Origin of the sequence: Pseudoalteromonas sp. SR44-2 (assembly GCF_014163745.1) — a bacterium.
GTDB classification, from domain to species: domain Bacteria; phylum Pseudomonadota; class Gammaproteobacteria; order Enterobacterales; family Alteromonadaceae; genus Pseudoalteromonas; species Pseudoalteromonas distincta.
Map to the genome: position 1 here is coordinate 1 of NZ_JACJDW010000047.1, position 19853 is coordinate 19853.

Genomic DNA, 19853 nt, shown 5'->3' on the forward strand with positions numbered 1-19853 from the left:
TTCTAATTTGATTGCAGCAGAATACGTTGCGCGTGTTAATTTCGTCATTTTTTCACCCAAATTTGTATGCTTATTAGCATAACATTTCTTTCTTAATGGGTGGCCAAATTAACTATGCCACTACATTAAACGATTCAAGTCGCCAGATGATTTTAGCAAGGGAGGCTGTAATAGGTCTTTCAATGGTTTTGTTGGTCGATAACTTACCGCCATTTCCAGACTTTTTGAGTTTAAAAATGAGATTATATTCAATATCCTCATTCCCCTCCTCAAGTGGGTTTTTATTTGGCTTCAGATTACCAGTGCTTGCTAATGATACTAACTCATCCTGTCGTCTTGCTGATATAACGCCAGTAAGATACTGGCAACTCCCTATGAGGACGCTGTAAAGCTCAAATAAACTCTCGTTGTTTCGTATCGCGTTGTACTTGTCATCAGCTAGCACCTCAAAAGGTAAAACCTGTCGAATCCCCATTGCCTTAACTGCTTTTTCATTCAACGTACCCATTACTTTGGTTTGCATAAAGTGACCACGCTCAGCATGTGACATATTTTGATGAATCTCAGGAATGAATTCAGGCCTCCTTTCATCAGGTCGCTCTTTGTTACTGCGTGCTTTCGTACTTTTGCTAGCACCTTTTGATATCGCTAACAAACAAGTATCCAAAATCTCTTGCTGGAACTTAAGAACAAATTCGAAAGATTGCCGAGTGAGCTTGAAGACAATATCAGGATGCAAGGTTTGAGTACGACCAGTGGGTTTTAACGTCACTAAATCATTAATTTTTCTTACACTAAGTACTTTTGTTGCATCAATGAGTGGTGAACTTGCGTTGTCCTTGAAGATATTGGTGTTAATCAACTTAGCCGCTATGATGTAGGTGTTAATTGTCCTCTCTGCGGATGACGTTTCTGATTTATCAGAGTTAAGGGAGCGATATTCAGTGGAGCGCGCTTTTTCGGTAAGCCATAACTCAGGCGAGCTAGGAATACGAAGGAGAGGAGATACAGTTTCCCTTTCAAAGAGCAGCGTAGAGAGCACTGCACCACTGCCTTGAGCCAAAAACCCAGCCCCAGAGCCATAATAACCTTGAGCGTAAAGCCAGCAACATGCCTTAATACGCTCTTCTTTCGTTAAATAAAGCGTTAAATCGTCTTCTGCTATATCTCTGTTCACAAAGGGATGCTTGATCACAAAAGCTTTTACCTGCTCTTGAGTGATACTATTTACGTGCGCTTTAACTAACTTTACGGTGCGGCTTGTAAAATCATAGACTCCATTGCTTGCCCCGTCCTCAGACATCGATTTAAACAAAGATAACCAGAAGTCAGCAGTGATGTGATTAAGGTGGTATCGACTTAACTCTAATGCGGCTGAACGCAATAAGATGGCGTCAATTAATGTAAGGACTTTCTCTACCCCGATTCTTATTGTGATGGTTTTGATGACTGCTCCACCATTTTCAAGTGGATCGGATACCGCAAGTAACCAGTTTTTAAAACCATTTAGCAGAGGTATATGTTTGGAGTGAGAGGCAAACCGTCGTCAAGCGTAACAGATGACCAGTCAATAAGCTTATCCTTTTGGCCGAAATTCATAATAGTGACATCATCATTGTACTCACTTTTAAACCAATAAGGCATTTCATCGGCCTGGACGTAAATATGGGTAAAATGATTGCCAATTTCACGTTGTAAAGTGAAATCTTGGTTTGCAACAGCATAGTGAAGCGTTTCAGTTAATTCTTCGCTATTTAGCTCATTAAGTCCGATTTTTCTTTCTTTTAAGTTATTTACAATCAGTTTTAACATGTTAACGCTCCAACGACGAGTTGAATATCAAGGGGGGATTTTTTGGCTGTAGCGATAAGTTGCGAACGCTCTGCATTTATTGTATTTTCTCGCGCATCTTCGGTAAGAATGAGTGTAGCAGCCTCATACCAGGTTGATACGATCTCACGAAAGGATTGTCCATCCTGTGCTTCTTTTGAGCAGTCAACGATGCTCTTGATGGCAATGAGCACTCTCATCACACTTTTAGTAATGGTCAGAGTTACCTCATCAAATCGCTCTCGAGGCTCCTCCTCACCAACAAGGGATAGCGTTGCGTCATTTTTGAATTTATCAAACAATTTAGGTATATCGTGAATACCGTGGTTTTGTAGAAATTCATCGAGGCTTTCAGCTTTAATATCAACCGCTTCAAAAAGATAGTCCGATTCCTGCATTGCGATGTAAATAAACGCATTTTGAAATTGGCGTATCCATCTTGCATTGAAAAAATCCATCAACGCAGAGGGAAGGTATTTATTTAATAGGTCTACATTGACCGTTTCATGCCCCAATACATCTGCTACTTCTCTCAAAGAGTGGGTTTGAATATACGTGCGAATGGCTCGGATTTTACGACCTGAACGTAAGCCTACTGACTTAGATAGCAATAATTTATCATATTCACTCATACTACTAGAGTGGTTATACAACCACTTCCGATAGGCGCTGTTCATGGATACCGAACTGATAGTAGCGGAAAAATTACCGCACCAATTTGCCTTATGCAAATCAGCCCTTATTAACATATAACGCCACGCGTTTTCTTGATACTCATCTGTACTCGGTTTTGCTTTTAAGTGCCGCCGCGCAAACTCTGTGTGATTAATTAAGGTCTCAACAATAGACTGACTATATTCGTTAAGAACAATATCTTGTTTAGCCTTCTCCGCACCCTTGCGATTTTTATAAACGACAATTATGTAGCTACCACCAACTTGTTTATACCCTGTCATTTGTCCTTTCTTATCAAATAGCTCCCAATTCTCAAGTGCAGATGGGGTGAGCTGGGGGTGTTCCAATACTAACAATGTACACAGTGCGCCTAGCGTACTGGTGGTGGGCAGGTTTAATTCATTCACTAGAGCAGAGTTATTAAGATTATCGTGGTTAGTGTGAGATCCTCCCAAAAAAACCTCCTGGTTTGCAACGGCTGCACCGATACCATGTTCATTGAATGTGGCAATGCTATTCTCTAAATTGTCACGACCCACGCGCACGTATTCATTTTTTTTAACACCCCCACCGACGCCTCTAATGGGTTTAACTCTACCTGTTTTTGCAAATTTAAGATTACGTTCGTGTTTTTCTTTTATGTGTTCAAAAACAGCATTATAAGATGCACGAACATACTCTTCACTCGCTCGTAACCGGTCCTCAATTATTTGGATGGCGGCCTCATCTTTTATATGCAGAGGGATAGAGGCAAGCCATAGCTGTTCTTCGTTGGATGTTAACTTACCGCCTGTTGCTACCTTTGCGATAGGTTGAGAGTCTTCTTTAAATGAAGGAGTTAAAATAGGTCGAACTGGCTCATCAATTAATCCGCTATCAATAAAACATATTCTGAAAACGTTAATCGCTTTAGCCCACACAAGAAAAAAAACTTCATTTTTATTGCCCTTCGCTAAATGGCTACTAAACGAACACCACATAACCCTCTCAAGAAACGCACTCAATTTATTAGTTTTTAGTTGAATTCGCAAATCATCAGCGCATTTACAATGCCTTGTAAATGAGTTTAGAAGGTCGGTGAGCGCACTAACACCATTACGCAGGGACGTTTTTTTTTGTGTTTTAGCATACTCGCAAATATGACGATAAATATCAGTAGTCAGGTCATCACCAAAGGCTTCATGAAATTCACCGATTGCAAAGTTAAATACTTTCCCTTCCTTTGATTTCAATTGCCAGCCATCAAGGTACGCGAGGCGCTCTGGGCTAATTTGTAATTTTTTGAATTCAGCAATACACTGCCAGATACCTTCGTTCACCTCGGCACCTGAAAGCCGAACTGTATCGATTTCATACTCACTAAAAGCTCTAAAAGTTCTGACGACAGAACATGTCACACCGTATGCTCGTTTGCTGTCGTATTGCGAGTACATAAAGCCCACAAAACCACGAAATTGCTTCAATAGGAACTCTGGGCTATTTAGAATATCCAATGCTTCATAACCAGCCGATTTAAAGGTTGATATGTAAGCTGCATAATTATTCACTACCACACCTCCCCAGCCTTTAGGGGCGTTATCTGAAAGAAGTTTCTCAAAAGCTGGTGATAGTGCCTTTTGTACAGCTGGTAATGATTTAATAGCTACTGGGTTCAAGATAAAAAGCCTTTTTATTAAGATAGTTATCAATACATTAATATATTGATAACTATCAACAATAAAAACACTTATTATTTATTTATTAAAAAGAAATAACAATAACTTAAATTAAATTGATTGAAATTATCATTAGGAGTACCAGCTAAAGGTTTTTATCAACTTTGCTGCCATATGGAGCCGAGTTACCACCAGCTAGAGTTAGATTTAAGAATTTTTTGTGTGGTAGTGGCGATGGGTGAAAATCCTTATTTAAAATAAGGATTTTAGCGTTATTTAACTGAGTGAAAATAAAGCCATGCTTAAGTTAATATTTCCTTTCATGCCCAAGCGCGTACCCAATCTCTTATCCCCGTAAGCAGCTCACAACTTAACGCCTTGTCGCTTAATAAAAACAAAAAAGTTTAAAACTACATAATTGCCCTACATTTGAGAACTACACTCCGAATAGCTAATTCTTTCTATGTACTCTTAATATTTGGAGTTTTAAATGATGAAAAATACCCATGCCATTTTACTCAGTGCCCTGTGCTGCTTAACCTTAAGTGCCTGCAACGAGCAAAATAGCCAATCGCTTGAACAATCAAACCTCAATGATTTTACTCTAACAAGCTCAAAGGTAAGTGATGGCGGTAACTTGCCTATTACTTATACGTGCGATGGGCAAAGCATTAGCCCTCCACTTAACTGGAGCGGTGCACCTAACACAACCAAATATTATGCGTTAATTATGGATCATAAAGCGCCAGAGGGAATGCATTGGTATTGGACCATGTACAATATTGCCGCCGATAAAACACAAATTAAAGCAGGCGAAACTCTCGGTGAAGTGGGCTCTAATAGCGTAAACGATTTAAACCAATACGCGCCGCCTTGCTCTAAAGGTCTAGGTGAAAAAAGCTATACTTATACTGTGTATGCGTTATCTGCACCGGTTACCTTTAATAGCGATACAAAGGTAGATCGCTCAGCATTACTCGCTGCTGTAAAAGATATTACGCTCGATACTGCAAGTATGACGGTTAAATACTCGCGAAGCGCCAGTAGCGCCGAACACAAACCAAATACAAGACCAAAACCAAATGAGCAACCAAAGCCTGATAAATCATATTTAACCGCTAACGTAAAATCACCTCGTTGCGATGCTATTAAACAATCAGTGAGGAATGCAGGGTTTGATAAAAGCGTATCTGTTACGTGCGATGAACAATATGCTTATATTGTCTCATCTACTTATCCTGATCATGAAGTAATGACTGGCATTACAGGTACTAACGAGCAAATACCCGTTCCAGCAAAAGACTATGGCGAACCTATAAAGCTAAACCCGAAAAAAGCAAAAACAATAACAACAATTGATGCAGCAGTAGGTGTTGCCGTTAGTGGCGTACCAATATACGACTATTCTTCGCAAGGTGAGTTGGACGTAAATAGCTACGATGAAAAACACGACACGTTAGTACTCGGACAGTTAGATATATGTGGCGGACACGCAGGACGAGGTGATGACTACCATTATCATGTATCGCCAACGTGTATGATTGACACAATGAAAAACCAAACAAGCGATGGCATTATTGGTTGGGCTTACGATGGTTACCCGCTGTATGGCAGTAAAAACCCAGACGGCAGTGCAATTGCCAAAGGTGACCTTGATGTATGTAACGGGCAAGCCGACGACACATTTGGCTATCGCTACCAAACATCAGCTACGCCGCCGTATATTATTCAGTGCTTAGTTGGTGAAGTAGATACCGCAAAATTACCAAGAGTTGCACCACTTAGTGGCGATACTCAAGGTATAAGAGCCGACTTGCGCCCGCCACAAGGAGGCGTTGAAAACCTAACGCACACAATCTCTGAAAACGGCAGCCGTACAATGAGCTACTCATACAAAGGCGAGAACTACTTTACTACCTACAGCCCTGAATCACAGGGAAAATACTGCTATAGCTTTAAACAAAAAACCATCAGTAATGGTGGCAAAGTTCAAACAGGTACATTTTGTAGAGGTCCGCAACCAAATCACCTTACTCCAACAGTCACTGAGCAAAATACAAATCCTGCCATTACGGGCAAGCATAACTTAAAGCTAGAAGCATGGGCTGATAACTGGTTTACAGCCTACATAGGCGAGCAGTTACTTGTTGAAGATTCTGTACCTATAACCACAGAGCGTTCATTTAATGCACAAAGCATTACGTTTTCTGCAAACTACCCTATTGAGCTTAATTTAATAATTAAAGACTTTAAACAAAACGACACAGGGCTTGAATACATCGGTGCTAAAAATCAACAAATGGGTGATGGCGGTTTTATTATGCAACTTACCGACACCGATACAAATAAAGTAGTTGCGGTAAGCAATAAAAGCTTTAAATGCGAAATACTTCACAAAGCGCCACTTAACAAATTATGCGAAAGCGAATCAAACCCAGTCGCGGGCGAAGGCGTTTGTACATTTATGTCAAAAGAAGCGCCAACTAACTGGCTACAAAGTAACTTTGATAACGCAAACTGGGCTAATGCAGTAGAGCACAACTTTGCCGATGTAGGACCAAAAGACGGTTACGACGATATTAACTGGGATAAAAACGCAAAATTCATATGGGGCGAAGACTTAGAAACCGACAACACCCTTATTTGTAAAGCAACTATTGAGCAACCTCAATAAACAAAAGGTCAACCGCCTCAATAAAAGGTAGTAATTATGTATTTTTTAAAAAAATTAAAATGGCTAATGCTCGCGTGTATTTTAACAAGTATGAGCGCTCAAGTGAGCGCCCATGTATTAAAAAACACAACAGCCCAAGTAATTTTAAGAGACGGGCAAGTTGAGGTTAAAGTATTAACTAATGCTGAGCATTTAATTTCAGCGCTGCAAAGCGAGCAAGCATGGCTTATGGGCGATATTGATAAGCTTATGCCTACAAACTTAAGTGCAGAGCAACAAGAAGAGTTTGCAAAAAGTGCACTTAAACAAAAAACGAGCTTACGTGTAAATCAGCAAGTTATCGTGTTTGAACGCGTCACTTTTACCACCAGCAATAACGAAGCGCACGACCTAGAAATTGTTTTTCAAGCGAAGTACACATTTACAACAGTAGATGAGCTTGCCATATCGTTCCCTAAAAGTTTAGGTGCAGTACACGCAAGCTTTGTAAAACCACAATATAAGTTACTGGGTGCTGGCGATACCGCAAAAATAAAGTTCTAGTCCAAATATCAACATACCTAAAAAGCTTACTTAAAAAGGATTTTAGTAAGCAACTCCCTAAATACGCTAATTGTAGGCACATAATCAATATGCAATACTGCTTGGTACGTTAACACATGATTTTTACTATTTGCCAATCAGTGAAATTAATACATAAATTCTTTTTAGCTTTTTTTATCACTAATATCGCCCTTGTTGGACTTATGTTTGTGTTTATATACATGACCTTTTCGTCAGGTTTTAACGACTTTGTTGAACAAGAAGAAACAAAGCATGTCGCAATGGTTAAGCATCAACTTATTGAGCTTTATAGCGAATTAGGCAGTTGGCAACCCATTACGCAAAACACGCAATTATGGCGCTCTATTGTAGAGCCACAAAAAAAGCTAGGCGAGCCTAAAACGAATAAACACACAAGCACCCCACCCAAACCAAATAGCAGCAATGCAACGCCCTCTTTATTGTGGGTACACTTACCTGCAGGTTCTCTTAAAACAGGGCAACGTATAAGTTTATATGATCAAAATAAAAAGGTTGTTGTTGGTAGAGCTAATTTAAACGACAACCCACATATAGAACCTATTTTATTAAACAATAACGTTATAGGCTGGATAGGTTTAGTCCCTTCAAAACTTGTGCAAAATAGCCCAGCAAAAGCATTTTTAGCAGCGCAATTTCATAACTATTTTATGATCACGTTACTCGTTATTGCGATCGCATTTATTATGGCTATTGTGTTATCTCGCCATTTAATAAAACCAATAAAGCAAATAGTAGCTGGCACCGATGAGTTAACAAAAGGAAATTTTGCCAGCAGAATAATCCCCTCTAGTAAAGATGAGCTAGGTACTCTATCCAACAATTTTAACGCCTTAGCCCACACGCTTGAGCAAAACCAACAAATGCGGTTTCAATGGGTGTCAGACACATCCCACGAATTAAGAACCCCACTTACCGTACTACGCTCGCATTTACTAGCCATACAAGATGGCCTATTTACAGCCGACACAAAGCGCATTAATTTACTCATAAACCAAGTAGATAACTTAAGTCACATTGTTGACGACCTAGCCCAACTAGCACAAACAGATAGCGTTAATTTAACCTATGACAATGCGCGCATTGATTTAATCACTATTTTTGAGCAATCAATTGAAAACTACACCGCTCGCTTTAAAGAGCGTGAATTAAATGTAGACAGCAAAAGCTTAACCAAAGCCGGTAAATGTATAATAAATGGCGATAAAGAACGCCTTGTACAATTATTTTCAAACCTGTTAGAAAATACCTGCAGATACACGCATAAAGGCGGGCAAGTAATAATACTTGCAAACAAAACACCCAATAACATTGAGCTTATTTTACAAGACTCAGCCCCAAGTGTTTTACCAAACGACTTACAAAAATTGTTTGAGCGTTTTTATCGTGTTGAAAAATCTCGAAGCCGAGAGCACGGCGGCTCGGGCTTAGGGCTTGCACTTTGCAAACAAATAGTAGAAGCACATGGTGGTCAAATATCGTTGCACAACTCACCACTCGGTGGGCTAGAAGTTAAAATAACACTGACACTTTTGGGTTAAAATAATGGCATCACAAAAAATACTTATTGTTGAAGACGAAGAAAACATTGCCGAGGTACTTATTGCCTACGCTAAGCAACAAGATTACGAAACTGAGCACTTTAATAGTGGCAAAGGTGTAGTCAGTTTTGTAAAACAAAACGCAGTAGATTTAATACTTCTTGATTTAATGCTGCCAGATGTTGATGGCATAGAGCTATGTAAGCAAATAAGAGCCTTTTCAAGTGTGCCTATTATTATGCTTACCGCAAAAAGTGAAGAAATAGACCGCTTGCAGGGTTTAGAGATCGGCGCCGATGACTACATATGCAAACCCTTCAGCCCCAAAGAAGTTATAGCACGCATAAAAGCCGTACTAAGAAGGACCAGCCAGCCTAAAACCAACATCATCAATCATAATAATTTTCAATTACACAAAGACGATTACGAAGCCCGCCTAAACGGCAAAAGCATTGGCTTTACCGCCGTCGAGTTTAAAATATTTTTATTATTTATAAGCCACGTAGGGCGTGTTTTTACCCGCGAAGATATTATTAATAACGTATACAGCGACACAACCGACATATCCGATCGAAACATAGATACACACATTAAAAATATACGAAAAAAGATTAACGACATTCAAGCAGGACTAAACCCAATAGCAGCGCTTTATAGTGTGGGTTATAAGTTTAAAGAGTAGGTATTTAGCTTGTATTTTTAAAGGACTGAATAAATCTTAGCGCCACCTAAATATCTCCTCTCAGGACGTAAAATATAATTAGATTATTTATACTGTCCAAATAAAAACTCTTTCGTAAATTTTTCGCCCTGAATAGAGTTATATGACAGAGATAACTTTAATCTTGGTAATAAATGCATGAAACGCGTAATCTCTTTTGAATGTATAGCCTTAACGACTAGAAGTTCAACATTGTCATTAGAGCTCATACACAATGGACCACCTAGAGTAAACTTTAAATTATTACTAATACCAAAAATCTCCCTTTCAAGCTCTGCTTGCGTAAGTGATTTTCCACCTAAAGAAATACTATATTGAAGATCTAATGCAGAGCCACTTCCATAGTTTTTAATACTAAATTTATAATGTAAGTTATTTTTATCGAAATATTCCATTTTTTCTATAACTGGCTGAATCAAATGCAAGTACTGTTTTTCATTATGCTTCAAACCATTTCTAGCAAAAATAAATGTTATAATCGTCGCCGAAAGGGCTATTAAATCACTTAATTTAACTTCAAACGAAAAGCCTTGCCCTACAATAAAACCAGTAATAAAAATTAGCGCTACACTGAAAATAATTGTTTTATCGTGTGCTCTCATCAAATAACCTTTAAATAAAATAATTACTTCTAGACTCTTAAATACAAAAGCGCGATATAAATCGCGCTTTTATTTTAATCACTAACCTGAACACTCATAACTAAAGATTAATAGCTGAGCAGTCGTTGGGCTTCGTTTCACTCAGCCCAACCTACGTAAATAGACTTAAAGCCCTAGGCCTGCCATAAAATCATCATCGCCATCATCTTGTTCTACTACTTTAGATGATTTTTCTTTGTCCGCTTTTTTACGTGCTTCGTTTTCAATTATGTCATCTGGGTCGAGTGCTTCTGCAATATCAAAGTCGTGTAATTTAATGAACTCTGTTTTATCCATCGCTAATTCCAAGTAAAAAATATTTTGCTTACTTGTGGTGAATGTTACGCGGCGGGCTTGCGGGCGATCCATTGTGGTATCTACCGATATTTGAACTTGCTTATTTATTGCCATCATTTTTGGCTGGTTTTGCGTAATAGAGGTATGTAACTGCTCACGCACTTTAGACGTAAAATCGCCAACAATTTGGTTCATTAACTCGCCTAGTACGTTTGATACGTCGTCTGATAAATGGCTATGCGCTATTTCATCTTCAGGCATCCCCATGTTGCGCATGTAATCGCCATAAATTTCCATCGCCGCTTGCGAAGTAAAGTTGGTAATAACAAGTCCGGTAAAACCGCCATCAAATAACACAAAACAGCCTATATCTGGTCGCATGCATGTACGCGTTATTTTTTGCACCATTGCAGAATAACTGATGTCATTACCGCTGGCCGATGAAAGTACACCTGTCACTGAATGACAAAGGGTTGCTAATATATCGTCTGTACTAATAACCTTACTTTTGCTCATTTAATCTTCTCTTTTGTACTTATTATTCATAATTCTAGTCAAGCTACTGAATTTATCACTGACTATCCAGTATAAAATGTTAAAATAGCGCCATTATTTACAAAGAGACTGCCTTCGTGACCATAAAAGACAGTATTTATGCCTCTGAGCAACAAGTAAAAGATTTTAGCTTTGACCAAAATGTAGTCGAAGTTTTTCCAGATATGATCCAGCGCTCTGTGCCTGGCTACGCCACCATTGTAAGCACTATGGGTAAACTTGCGGGTGAATACGCACAAAGTAACTCAAATCTTTATGATTTAGGCTGCTCTCTTGGCGCAGTCACGCTTAGCATGCGCCGTAACATTCGCACCGATAACTGCCATATAATAGCGGTAGATAATTCTCAAGCTATGGTTGAACGTTGTAAGGTACATTTACAAGGTTTTAAATCAGATGTGCCGGTTACTGTTACTTTGGGCGATATTAACGAGCTTGAGATTCAAAACGCATCGGTTGTGGCAATGAACTTTACACTGCAATTTATTCCACATGCGCAGCGCCAAGCCGTGCTTGAAAAAATATACGCTAATCTTAAACCAGGTGGCGTGCTACTACTTAGCGAAAAAATTAAAGCCGAAAACGAGCAATGCGATAACCTATTAATTGATTTACACCACGACTTTAAACGTCACAATGGCTACTCTGAGCTTGAAATAAGCCAAAAACGTACCGCCATCGAAAACGTTATGCGCCCAGATACACTAAGCGCTCACTTTACTCGCTTACAGGATATTGGTTTTAGCCAAACTCAAGTGTGGTATCAATGTTTTAATTTTTGCTCAATGGTAGCAATTAAATAAAGAGAGTCATCCATGTCTCAATGGTTTAACCAATTTTATGCATCTATCGCACAAAGCCCACTTAGTCACTGGCTAGAAACCCTCCCTGCTCAATTAAAACATTGGCAAAACGAGGCTAGCCATGGTGATTTGCCTAAATGGCAAAAAGTACTTAAAAACTTGCCTGAGGTGGCAACTTCCCATGTTGATATTTCTACAAAGGTAGAAATTGGCGCGCCAGGAGAGATGAGTGATGGCGAGCAAAAGCAAGCCATGCATTTATTAAAACGCATGATGCCATGGCGCAAAGGCCCATTTAGTGTGCACGGTATTGAAATAGATACAGAGTGGCGCAGTGATTGGAAGTGGGACCGCCTGCTTCCTCATATTGAACCATTAAAAGGCCGCACTGTTTTAGATATTGGTTGTGGCTCAGGGTATCATTTATGGCGTATGCGCGGTGAAGGCGCAGAGTTTGTCGTGGGTATTGACCCATCTGATTTATTTTTATGTCAGTTTCAGGCAATTAAACACTACAACCCAGATGAAAACGTACATTTACTGCCACTAGGCGTAGAAGCATTACCCGAGCTTAAAGCGTTTGATACTGTTTTTTCTATGGGCGTACTTTATCATCGTCGCTCACCTATCGACTTTTTAGCGCAGTTAAAAGCGCAGCTTCGCCCAGGCGGCGAACTCGTACTTGAAACCCTAGTAATTGAAGGCGACGAAAACACGGTATTAGTCCCAACCGACCGCTACGCTAAAATGCGCAACGTTTGGTTTATTCCAAGTACTGCAGCATTAAAACTATGGATGGAACGCGTTGGCTTTAAAGATGTGCAAATAAAAGATTGCGCTATTACCACGCTTGAAGAGCAACGCAAAACCGGCTGGATGGAAAACGAATCGTTAATCGACTTTTTAGATCCAAACGATACAAGTAAAACAATTGAAGGCTACCCTGCTCCACTTCGAGCCATATTAACCGCAAAAGCATAGCTGTTAATTTAACGCCTTTAATACTAAAAAAACGCCTACGGGCGTTTTTTTGTTTATTTAAACAACAAACAGCGGACAAGTGTCCTTGTTAATTATTTCAAAATTACATTTACGCTAGCCGCGACCTTGCAATTGTTGTAAAATACGCGCGTTTCTAAGCAACCCAAAACAACTATTTTGAGGAAAACCTGTGAGCGAACAAAAACAGTCTCTAAGCTATAAAGACGCGGGCGTAGATATCGACGCTGGTAATGCACTTGTTGAGCGTATTAAAGGCGTAGTTAAAAAAACTCGTCGTCCTGAAGTAATGGGCGGAATTGGTGGTTTTGGCGCACTTTGCGAAATTCCTGAAGGCTACAAGCAACCAGTATTAGTTGCAGGCACAGATGGCGTTGGTACTAAACTACGTTTAGCAATCGACTTAAAAAAACACGATACGGTTGGTATTGATTTAGTTGCAATGTGTGTGAACGACTTAATTGTTCAAGGTGCTGAACCCCTGTTTTTTCTAGATTACTATGCAACTGGTAAACTAGATGTAGACACAGCAGCTGACGTAGTTACAGGTATTGGCAAAGGTTGTGAAATTTCAGGTTGTGCCCTAATTGGTGGCGAAACAGCTGAAATGCCAGGTATGTATGATGGTGAAGACTACGACATGGCAGGCTTTTGTACAGGCGTTGTAGAAAAATCAAAAATTATTGATGGCACAAAAGTAGCAGCAGGCGATCAGCTTATTGCACTTGCTTCAAGCGGTCCTCATTCAAATGGCTTCTCTTTAATTCGTAAAGTACTTGAAGTGTCAAAAGCTGATACCAGCGCTGACTTTGAAGGTAAAACATTAGGCGAAACTTTACTTGAGCCTACGCGTATTTACGTAAAACCTTTACTTGAGTTATTCAAAAACGTTGACGTACATGCGCTTTCGCATATTACTGGCGGCGGTTTTTGGGAAAATATTCCACGTGTATTACCCGCTTCAGCAAAAGCTGTAGTTAAAGGTGATAGCTGGCAGTGGCCACCAATTTTTAATTGGTTACAAGAAAACGGCAACATTACTACACACGAAATGTACCGTACATTTAACTGTGGTGTAGGCATGGTTTTAGTAGTCCCTGCAGACAAACTTGAGCAAAGCTTAACAATGCTAAAAGACTTGGGCGAAAATGCATGGCACCTTGGTGAAATTCAAGATGCAGCAGCTGGCGAAGAGCAAGTTGAAATTGTAGGTGGTGCTAAGTAATGGCACCGACTCGTCTGGTAGTTTTAATCTCAGGTAGTGGCTCTAATTTACAAGCCATCATAGATGCCTGCGAACGTGGCGAGATAAACGGGCATATAGCGGCTGTTATTAGTAATAAAGCAGACGCTTATGGCCTAGAGCGTGCAAAACAAGCAGGTATTGCTACAAAAGTGCTCAGTCATAAAGATTTTGACTCGCGCGAAGCGTACGATGCGCAATTAATGAACGTTATCGACTCTTTTATGCCAAATCTAGTTGTATTAGCTGGGTTTATGCGTATTCTTACTCCTGGCTTAGTGCAAAAATATGTTGGAAAAATGTTGAACATTCATCCATCTTTGTTGCCTAAGTATCAGGGGCTGAATACCCACCAAAGAGCAATTGATGCAAAAGACGATGTTCATGGCGTAAGTGTTCACTTTGTTACTGAAGAATTAGACGGCGGTCCCGTTATTCTTCAAGCGCAAATACCTGTACTCAAGGATGATACAGCAGAAACATTAGCAAAACGCGTGCATGAGCAAGAGCATATAATTTATCCTTTGGTGGTCAAGTGGTTCAGTGAACACAGACTTACTATGGAAGCAGATTATGCAGTTCTTGACAAAAAACAACTTCCTGCACACGGCGCGCACTACCCACAATAAAAAAATAAGTGCCCTGTTGTTATGTGCGGGCGCTTTACTTCCAACTAGCCTAATTGCAGGCGAATTGACCCAGTATCAAGCTAATTACGATATTTTACGCAAAGGTAAAAATCATGGTGAGGCTGTTCGTGAGCTCAAAAAAACGGGCGACGATACTTATGAACTTACATACCACAGCAATATTGAGTGGATGATTTTCTCTGACTCTCGTGAAGAAACATCAAAGTTTACCTTTAAAGATGGCAAGGTTACCCCGCATCATTACAACATGATTCGTACAGGGACAGGCCCAGATAAAGATTACAAAATTGATTTTGATACAACAAACAAAGTAGTGACTAGCAGCGCTAGTGAATACCCACTTAAATGCGAATGGACTGATGAATTTCAGGATGCTATTTCGTACCAAGTGCAAGTGCGCGAAGGATTGAAAAAAGGCGAAACAAGCTTTTCATTCCCCCTTATAGATAAAAAAGGTAACCGCCGCGACTACAACTTTGAAGTTGTTGAAAAAGAGATGATCTCCTTACCTATCGGTAATGTAGAAGCCATTAAAGTGAAGCGTTTATACGATAACGATAAACGCCAAGCAATTGCATGGTTTGCGCCAGAAATGGATTACATGCTGGTACGTATGTGGAAAGGCGAAAAAGGTATGGAGCAGTTTGAAGTTCAAATGAATTCATTTACTGTTACTGCGCCTACAGCTGTTGCGCCTGCAACAGCACAACAACCTCAAGAAGCTAACTAAATTTAATTAAACCAAAGTTAAGTTAAGTTAGTATTTAAAATAGGTGGGCTAAATTAGCTCACCCATTTTAAACAATGCAAATTCCCCAGGCTCCATTTTTTGCCAACGTTCATCATTCGTCAAAGGCCTTGTAGCTATAACTGTTACTACATCGTTTGGTGTGGTCTCTTGTTGAAAATCAACCACCATGTCGGCATCAATCAACGTTGCTTTACCAAAAGGCGCACGGCGCGTTATGTAGTGTAAGTTATTAGTGCAATACGCTAAAACAAACACCCCATCGGTCAATAACATATTAAACACCCCTTTTTCACGCAGAGTTTGCGAAAGCTTAGCCGCGTATCTAAAAACCGACGCCATATTACTTGGACGCTTTGGGTATTTTTCGCGAATTTTATCAAGTAACCAACAAAAAGCGAGTTCGCTATCGGTGTTACCTACTGGGCGATAGTACTGCGGTTTTAAATCATGATAATTAGATAGCTGCCCGTTATGAGCGTAAGTAAGCTCGCGCCCCCATAACTCTCGCGTAAAAGGATGAGTATTTTCAAGGCATACTCGCCCGCGATTACCTTGGCGAATATGGCTAATAACCGAGACACTTTTAATGGGGTATGCTTTGACGAGCTTTGCAATTTCAGATTGATAACTCGGCTCAGGATCTTTAAAGGTTCTACAGCCTTTACCTTCGTAAAATGTAATACCCCAACCATCTTTATGTGGTCCCGTGTTTCCGCCACGCTCTAAAAGGCCTGAAAAACTAAAACAAATATCGGTAGGCACATTGGCTGACATGCCAAGTAATTCACACATTAATAAAATAACCCTTAAAAACCATACATTAAAATAAATAGCGTTATATTTGTGTATTAAGCGTACACTAATTTGCAGCCCGCTATAACGGCTATATTTACTTAAAAAGTGTCATTTTGCTATTAGATTTATTTATTTTTACGTTAACACTACTTACGGCTAATGCTTTGACTATACGATAGTTATTGAGTGTTCCTCTGTTGGGTAATTAAATATCGTATTTAAGTTACTTTCTACTACAATTTAACTTCGTTATGTACTTGAAAATTACTGTTACTAGCGCTACTCTAAGTGAGGTGGTCTGACCTCTATTAAGGAATAAAAATGACACTCATATTTACACTGGTTCTAATCGCGTTGCTTTGCACTGCGGTTTACCACAGAGCAAGTTGGAACACAGCACTTGGTGTTTCGGCTATAACTTTATTAATTGGTACCTTTGCGGGTGCTTTTGGTTTAATTAGCTGGTTGATCTTTTTGATCATCGCGGTTCCTCTTTCTGTTACTGGCCTTCGTCAGCAATATATCATCAAGCCTATTTTTGCTACGTTTAAAAAAGTAACGCCAAGCATGTCTGATACTGAAAAATCAGCTATTGATGCCGGTACGACGTGGTGGGAAGCTGACTTATTTTGCGGTAACCCAGATTGGAAAAAACTTCACCAATACCCAGTTCCTAAACTTACTATTGAAGAGCAAGCCTTTGTTGATGGCCCTGTTGAAGTAGTTTGTAGCATGTTGGACGATTGGGAAGCAACGCACGAACTAACCGACCTTCCTCAAGATGTGTGGCAGTATCTAAAAGATAATAAATTTTTTGCCATGATCATCAAAAAAGAATACGGCGGTTTAGAGTTTTCTGCATTTGCACAGTCTTGTGTACTTCAAAAACTAACAAGTAAATCAACATTACTTTCGTCAATTGTTGGTGTACCGAACTCTTTAGGCCCAGGTGAATTATTACAACACTATGGTACAAAAGAGCAAAAAGATCATTACTTACCGCGCCTAGCGAGCGGTCAAGAAATTCCATGTTTTGCATTAACTTCGCCAGAAGCGGGTTCTGATGCAAGCTCAATTCCAGACTACGGTGTGGTATGTAAAGGGCAATGGAATGGTGAGGAAGTTGTGGGTGTTAGTTTAACGTGGAATAAGCGTTACATTACACTTGCCCCAGTGGCTACCGTACTTGGTCTTGCGTTTAAGTTACAAGATCCAGATGGCCTAATTGGCGACAATAAAGAGCCAGGCATCACCTGTGCACTTATTCCAACGGACACTCCTGGAGTTGAAATTGGTCGTCGACATTTCCCGCTAAACGTACCATTTCAAAATGGTCCTACTCGCGGTAAAGATATTTTCGTACCACTTGATTATATTATTGGTGGTCCAGATATGGCTGGTCAAGGCTGGCGCATGCTGGTTGAGTGTTTATCGGTTGGTCGTGCAATTACATTGCCGTCAAATTCTGCCGGTGGCATTAAAATGATTGCCGTTGCAACGGGTGCGTATAGCCGTATTCGTCGTCAGTTCCGTTTACCTATTGGTAAAATGGAAGGTGTTGAAGAGTCACTAGCAAAACTTGCTGGTTACGCATACAGCTCTGATGCTGCGGTTAGTATGTCTACGGGTGCGGTTGATTTAGGCGAAAAGCCATCGGTAGTTTCTGCCATTATTAAATACCACCTGACAGAGCAAATGCGTGATGCAACTATTCATGCAATGGATGTACTTGGCGGTAAGGGCATCATGCTTGGGCCAAATAACTATTTAGGTCGTGGCTATCAAGGGGCACCTATTGCCATTACCGTTGAAGGTGCAAACATCTTGACCCGTAATATGATTATTTATGGTCAAGGTGCAATTCGCTGTCATCCATTTGTACTTACCGAACTAGGTGCGTGCGAAATTGAAGACCGCGAAGAAGCGCTTAACGTATTTGATAAAGCGCTAATGGGTCACATTGGTTTTACTATGTCGAATCTTGTACGTACTAAATGGCTTGCACTTACCGGCGCTCGTTTTACAAGTGTGCCGTACAACGACGAAACCGCTGAATTTTACCGTATAGCGTCACGCTTTAGTGCATCACTTGCTCTTATGTCTGACATTAGCATGGCAGTATTTGGTGGTTCACTAAAACGTAAAGAACGTATTTCAGCACGTTTAGGTGACTTACTTAGTTACTTATACTTAGTGTCTGCAACGCTTAAGCGTTACAACGACGAAGGCCGTAAAAAAGAAGATTTTGCTCTAGTAAAATGGAGTTGCCAAGATCACCTTTACCATTGCCAACGTGCACTTGCTGATTTAATTAATAACATGCCTTCGGCTCCACTACGTGCCGTGTTAAAAGTATTGTTATTCCCGTTTGGTCGCCCGGTTCGTAAACCAACTGACCAACTTGAGCATAAACTTGCGCAACTACTACAAGTACCTAGTGAAACGCGTAACCGCTTAGCAAGCTACGTATACTTAAAAAATGAGCCGCTTAACCTTGTAGGTCGTCAAGAGCAAACGCTTAAAGACATCCTAGACGTTGAGCCATTATTTGAAAGAGTATGTAAAGAGAAAGGTCTTAAACTGCCATTCTTCCAGCTTGATAAGGTAGCGCAAATGGGGCTTGAAGCAGGTATTTTAAGCCAAGCAGAAGCTGATAAACTAGCTGCTGTTGAGCAATCTCGTTTAGATGTTATTAACGTTGATGACTTCGACCCTGCTGACTTACTTGCAGGCAAAGCCGCACGTAATAGCGTTAAAAAAGAAGCTGATGCTGCTTAAGTAAGCTAAGCATTTACAGACCAAAAGCCAGCATATAACGTGCTGGCTTTTTTGTGCACAATAAAAATTTTAACAACGTGATGGAGTAGTTTAATTCGTTAGATTGTTTAAATAATTATACAGCTTGGTATAACAGGCAGCTCTGACATCTAACCAACCCTAAAAGCTCTGTATTGATTAAATACCCTTAATTCATCTAACTCCTGTAAAAACTTAAACCCTCCAAGAGCTCTACAAGTACAACACTATAAAGTTAATGACTATACCAATTAGCAATAATACTTAGAGCCTGCCTAGCAGTGTTAAAAGTCTCTGATATACGACTGCATAAATGCAGGAGATAGATCAATGCAGGATCATTTGCCGAAAACAACTAAATAACGAATTATTCCTTATTATCGACATGCTTTTCTTACATCAAAATAGATTACTTAATTAAGCGAATTGGGGTTAAACCTGGCGTTAAGTTAACTGCGGTAAAAGTTTCAAAGTTACGAAAGAAGGGATACAGCGCAATGCACAAGCACTTAACCAGAGCATCCATAGATTGATATAGGTATTGATACCGATAATAAGGCAAATTATCAGGTTCGTGCAAGGATTGTGTTTGATAGCTGATAGCTGATAGCTGATAGCTGATTGCTAATAGCTGATAGTTGATAG

At 39.9% G+C, this 19853-nt stretch carries 17 protein-coding genes and 1 pseudogene; 11 read left to right on the forward strand and 7 right to left on the reverse strand.

Annotation, left to right across the window (positions count from 1 at the left end; translation table 11 throughout):
- Positions 1-112: 112 nt before the first annotated feature.
- From H5115_RS18625 to H5115_RS18635, 3 genes are all read right to left on the reverse strand, one after another.
- Positions 113-1384: a hypothetical protein gene (locus H5115_RS18625; protein ID WP_182756751.1), complete on the reverse strand. Its 1272-nt coding sequence runs from the start codon at positions 1382-1384 to the stop codon at positions 113-115.
- A 122-nt stretch (positions 1385-1506) separates the two neighbouring features.
- Positions 1507-1812 (reverse strand): hypothetical protein, encoded by a 306-nt coding sequence (locus tag H5115_RS18630; RefSeq protein ID WP_182756753.1) that lies wholly within the window; start codon positions 1810-1812, stop codon positions 1507-1509.
- Entirely contained in the window at positions 1806-4160 is a 2355-nt protein-coding gene (locus H5115_RS18635) for a hypothetical protein (RefSeq protein WP_182756755.1), read from the reverse strand. Before H5115_RS18635 ends, H5115_RS18630 begins: the two co-directional genes overlap by 7 nt.
- Positions 4161-4307: 147 nt before the next feature.
- On the opposite strand from H5115_RS18635, the pseudogene H5115_RS18640 reads away from it, so the two are divergent.
- The 5 genes and pseudogenes from H5115_RS18640 to H5115_RS18660 form a co-directional block, all read left to right on the forward strand.
- Positions 4308-4421: pseudogene (locus tag H5115_RS18640) on the forward strand (metal-dependent hydrolase); the annotation flags it as partial.
- A 229-nt stretch (positions 4422-4650) separates the two neighbouring features.
- Positions 4651-6834 (forward strand): YHYH protein, encoded by a 2184-nt coding sequence (locus H5115_RS18645; protein ID WP_182756757.1) that lies wholly within the window; start codon positions 4651-4653, stop codon positions 6832-6834.
- A 36-nt stretch (positions 6835-6870) separates the two neighbouring features.
- Complete coding sequence (locus H5115_RS18650; RefSeq protein ID WP_182756759.1) at positions 6871-7377, forward strand: hypothetical protein; 507 nt, start codon at positions 6871-6873, stop codon at positions 7375-7377.
- Between the two features lie 203 nt (positions 7378-7580).
- Positions 7581-8957 carry an ATP-binding protein gene (locus H5115_RS18655; RefSeq protein ID WP_259396445.1) on the forward strand — a complete coding sequence of 459 codons (1377 nt, stop codon included), beginning with the start codon at positions 7581-7583 and terminating at the stop codon, positions 8955-8957.
- A gap of 4 nt (positions 8958-8961) precedes the next feature.
- Positions 8962-9639 carry a response regulator gene (locus H5115_RS18660; RefSeq protein WP_182756763.1) on the forward strand — a complete coding sequence of 226 codons (678 nt, stop codon included), beginning with the start codon at positions 8962-8964 and terminating at the stop codon, positions 9637-9639.
- 83 nt (positions 9640-9722) lie between these two features.
- Here the strand turns inward: H5115_RS18660 and H5115_RS18665 are convergent, their stop codons facing one another.
- Positions 9723-10280, reverse strand: coding sequence for a hypothetical protein (locus H5115_RS18665; RefSeq protein ID WP_182756764.1), 558 nt, complete (start codon positions 10278-10280; stop codon positions 9723-9725).
- Between the two features lie 165 nt (positions 10281-10445).
- A complete protein-coding gene (locus H5115_RS18670) occupies positions 10446-11132 on the reverse strand; it encodes a DUF3334 family protein (protein ID WP_149602934.1) in 687 nt (228 codons plus the stop codon).
- A 116-nt stretch (positions 11133-11248) separates the two neighbouring features.
- Here H5115_RS18670 and cmoA point away from each other — a divergent pair, with 116 nt between their 5' ends.
- From cmoA to H5115_RS18695, 5 genes are all read left to right on the forward strand, one after another.
- Positions 11249-11974 carry a carboxy-S-adenosyl-L-methionine synthase CmoA gene (gene cmoA / locus H5115_RS18675; protein ID WP_007378000.1) on the forward strand — a complete coding sequence of 242 codons (726 nt, stop codon included), beginning with the start codon at positions 11249-11251 and terminating at the stop codon, positions 11972-11974.
- Between the two features lie 12 nt (positions 11975-11986).
- Positions 11987-12955, forward strand: coding sequence for a tRNA 5-methoxyuridine(34)/uridine 5-oxyacetic acid(34) synthase CmoB (gene cmoB, locus H5115_RS18680; RefSeq protein ID WP_149602935.1), 969 nt, complete (start codon positions 11987-11989; stop codon positions 12953-12955).
- A 190-nt stretch (positions 12956-13145) separates the two neighbouring features.
- The gene (gene purM, locus H5115_RS18685; protein WP_002959993.1) at positions 13146-14198 is read left to right on the forward strand and encodes a phosphoribosylformylglycinamidine cyclo-ligase; all 1053 of its coding nucleotides are present in this window, start codon (positions 13146-13148) and stop codon (positions 14196-14198) included.
- Positions 14198-14845 (forward strand): phosphoribosylglycinamide formyltransferase, encoded by a 648-nt coding sequence (gene purN / locus H5115_RS18690; protein ID WP_002959994.1) that lies wholly within the window; start codon positions 14198-14200, stop codon positions 14843-14845. Before purM ends, purN begins: the two co-directional genes overlap by 1 nt.
- 16 nt (positions 14846-14861) lie before the next feature.
- Positions 14862-15596 (forward strand): DUF3108 domain-containing protein, encoded by a 735-nt coding sequence (locus H5115_RS18695; protein WP_002959996.1) that lies wholly within the window; start codon positions 14862-14864, stop codon positions 15594-15596.
- Positions 15597-15644: 48 nt separating this feature from the next.
- Here H5115_RS18695 and H5115_RS18700 read toward each other — a convergent pair whose 3' ends face one another.
- Positions 15645-16409 (reverse strand): class II glutamine amidotransferase, encoded by a 765-nt coding sequence (locus H5115_RS18700; protein ID WP_182672923.1) that lies wholly within the window; start codon positions 16407-16409, stop codon positions 15645-15647.
- 324 nt (positions 16410-16733) lie between these two features.
- Here H5115_RS18700 and fadE point away from each other — a divergent pair, with 324 nt between their 5' ends.
- A complete protein-coding gene (gene fadE, locus H5115_RS18705; RefSeq protein WP_002960075.1) occupies positions 16734-19190 on the forward strand; it encodes an acyl-CoA dehydrogenase FadE in 2457 nt (818 codons plus the stop codon).
- Between the two features lie 427 nt (positions 19191-19617).
- Here the strand turns inward: fadE and H5115_RS20080 are convergent.
- On the reverse strand, positions 19618-19853 hold a 236-nt coding region (locus tag H5115_RS20080; RefSeq protein WP_220487338.1), incomplete at its 5' end, for a hypothetical protein.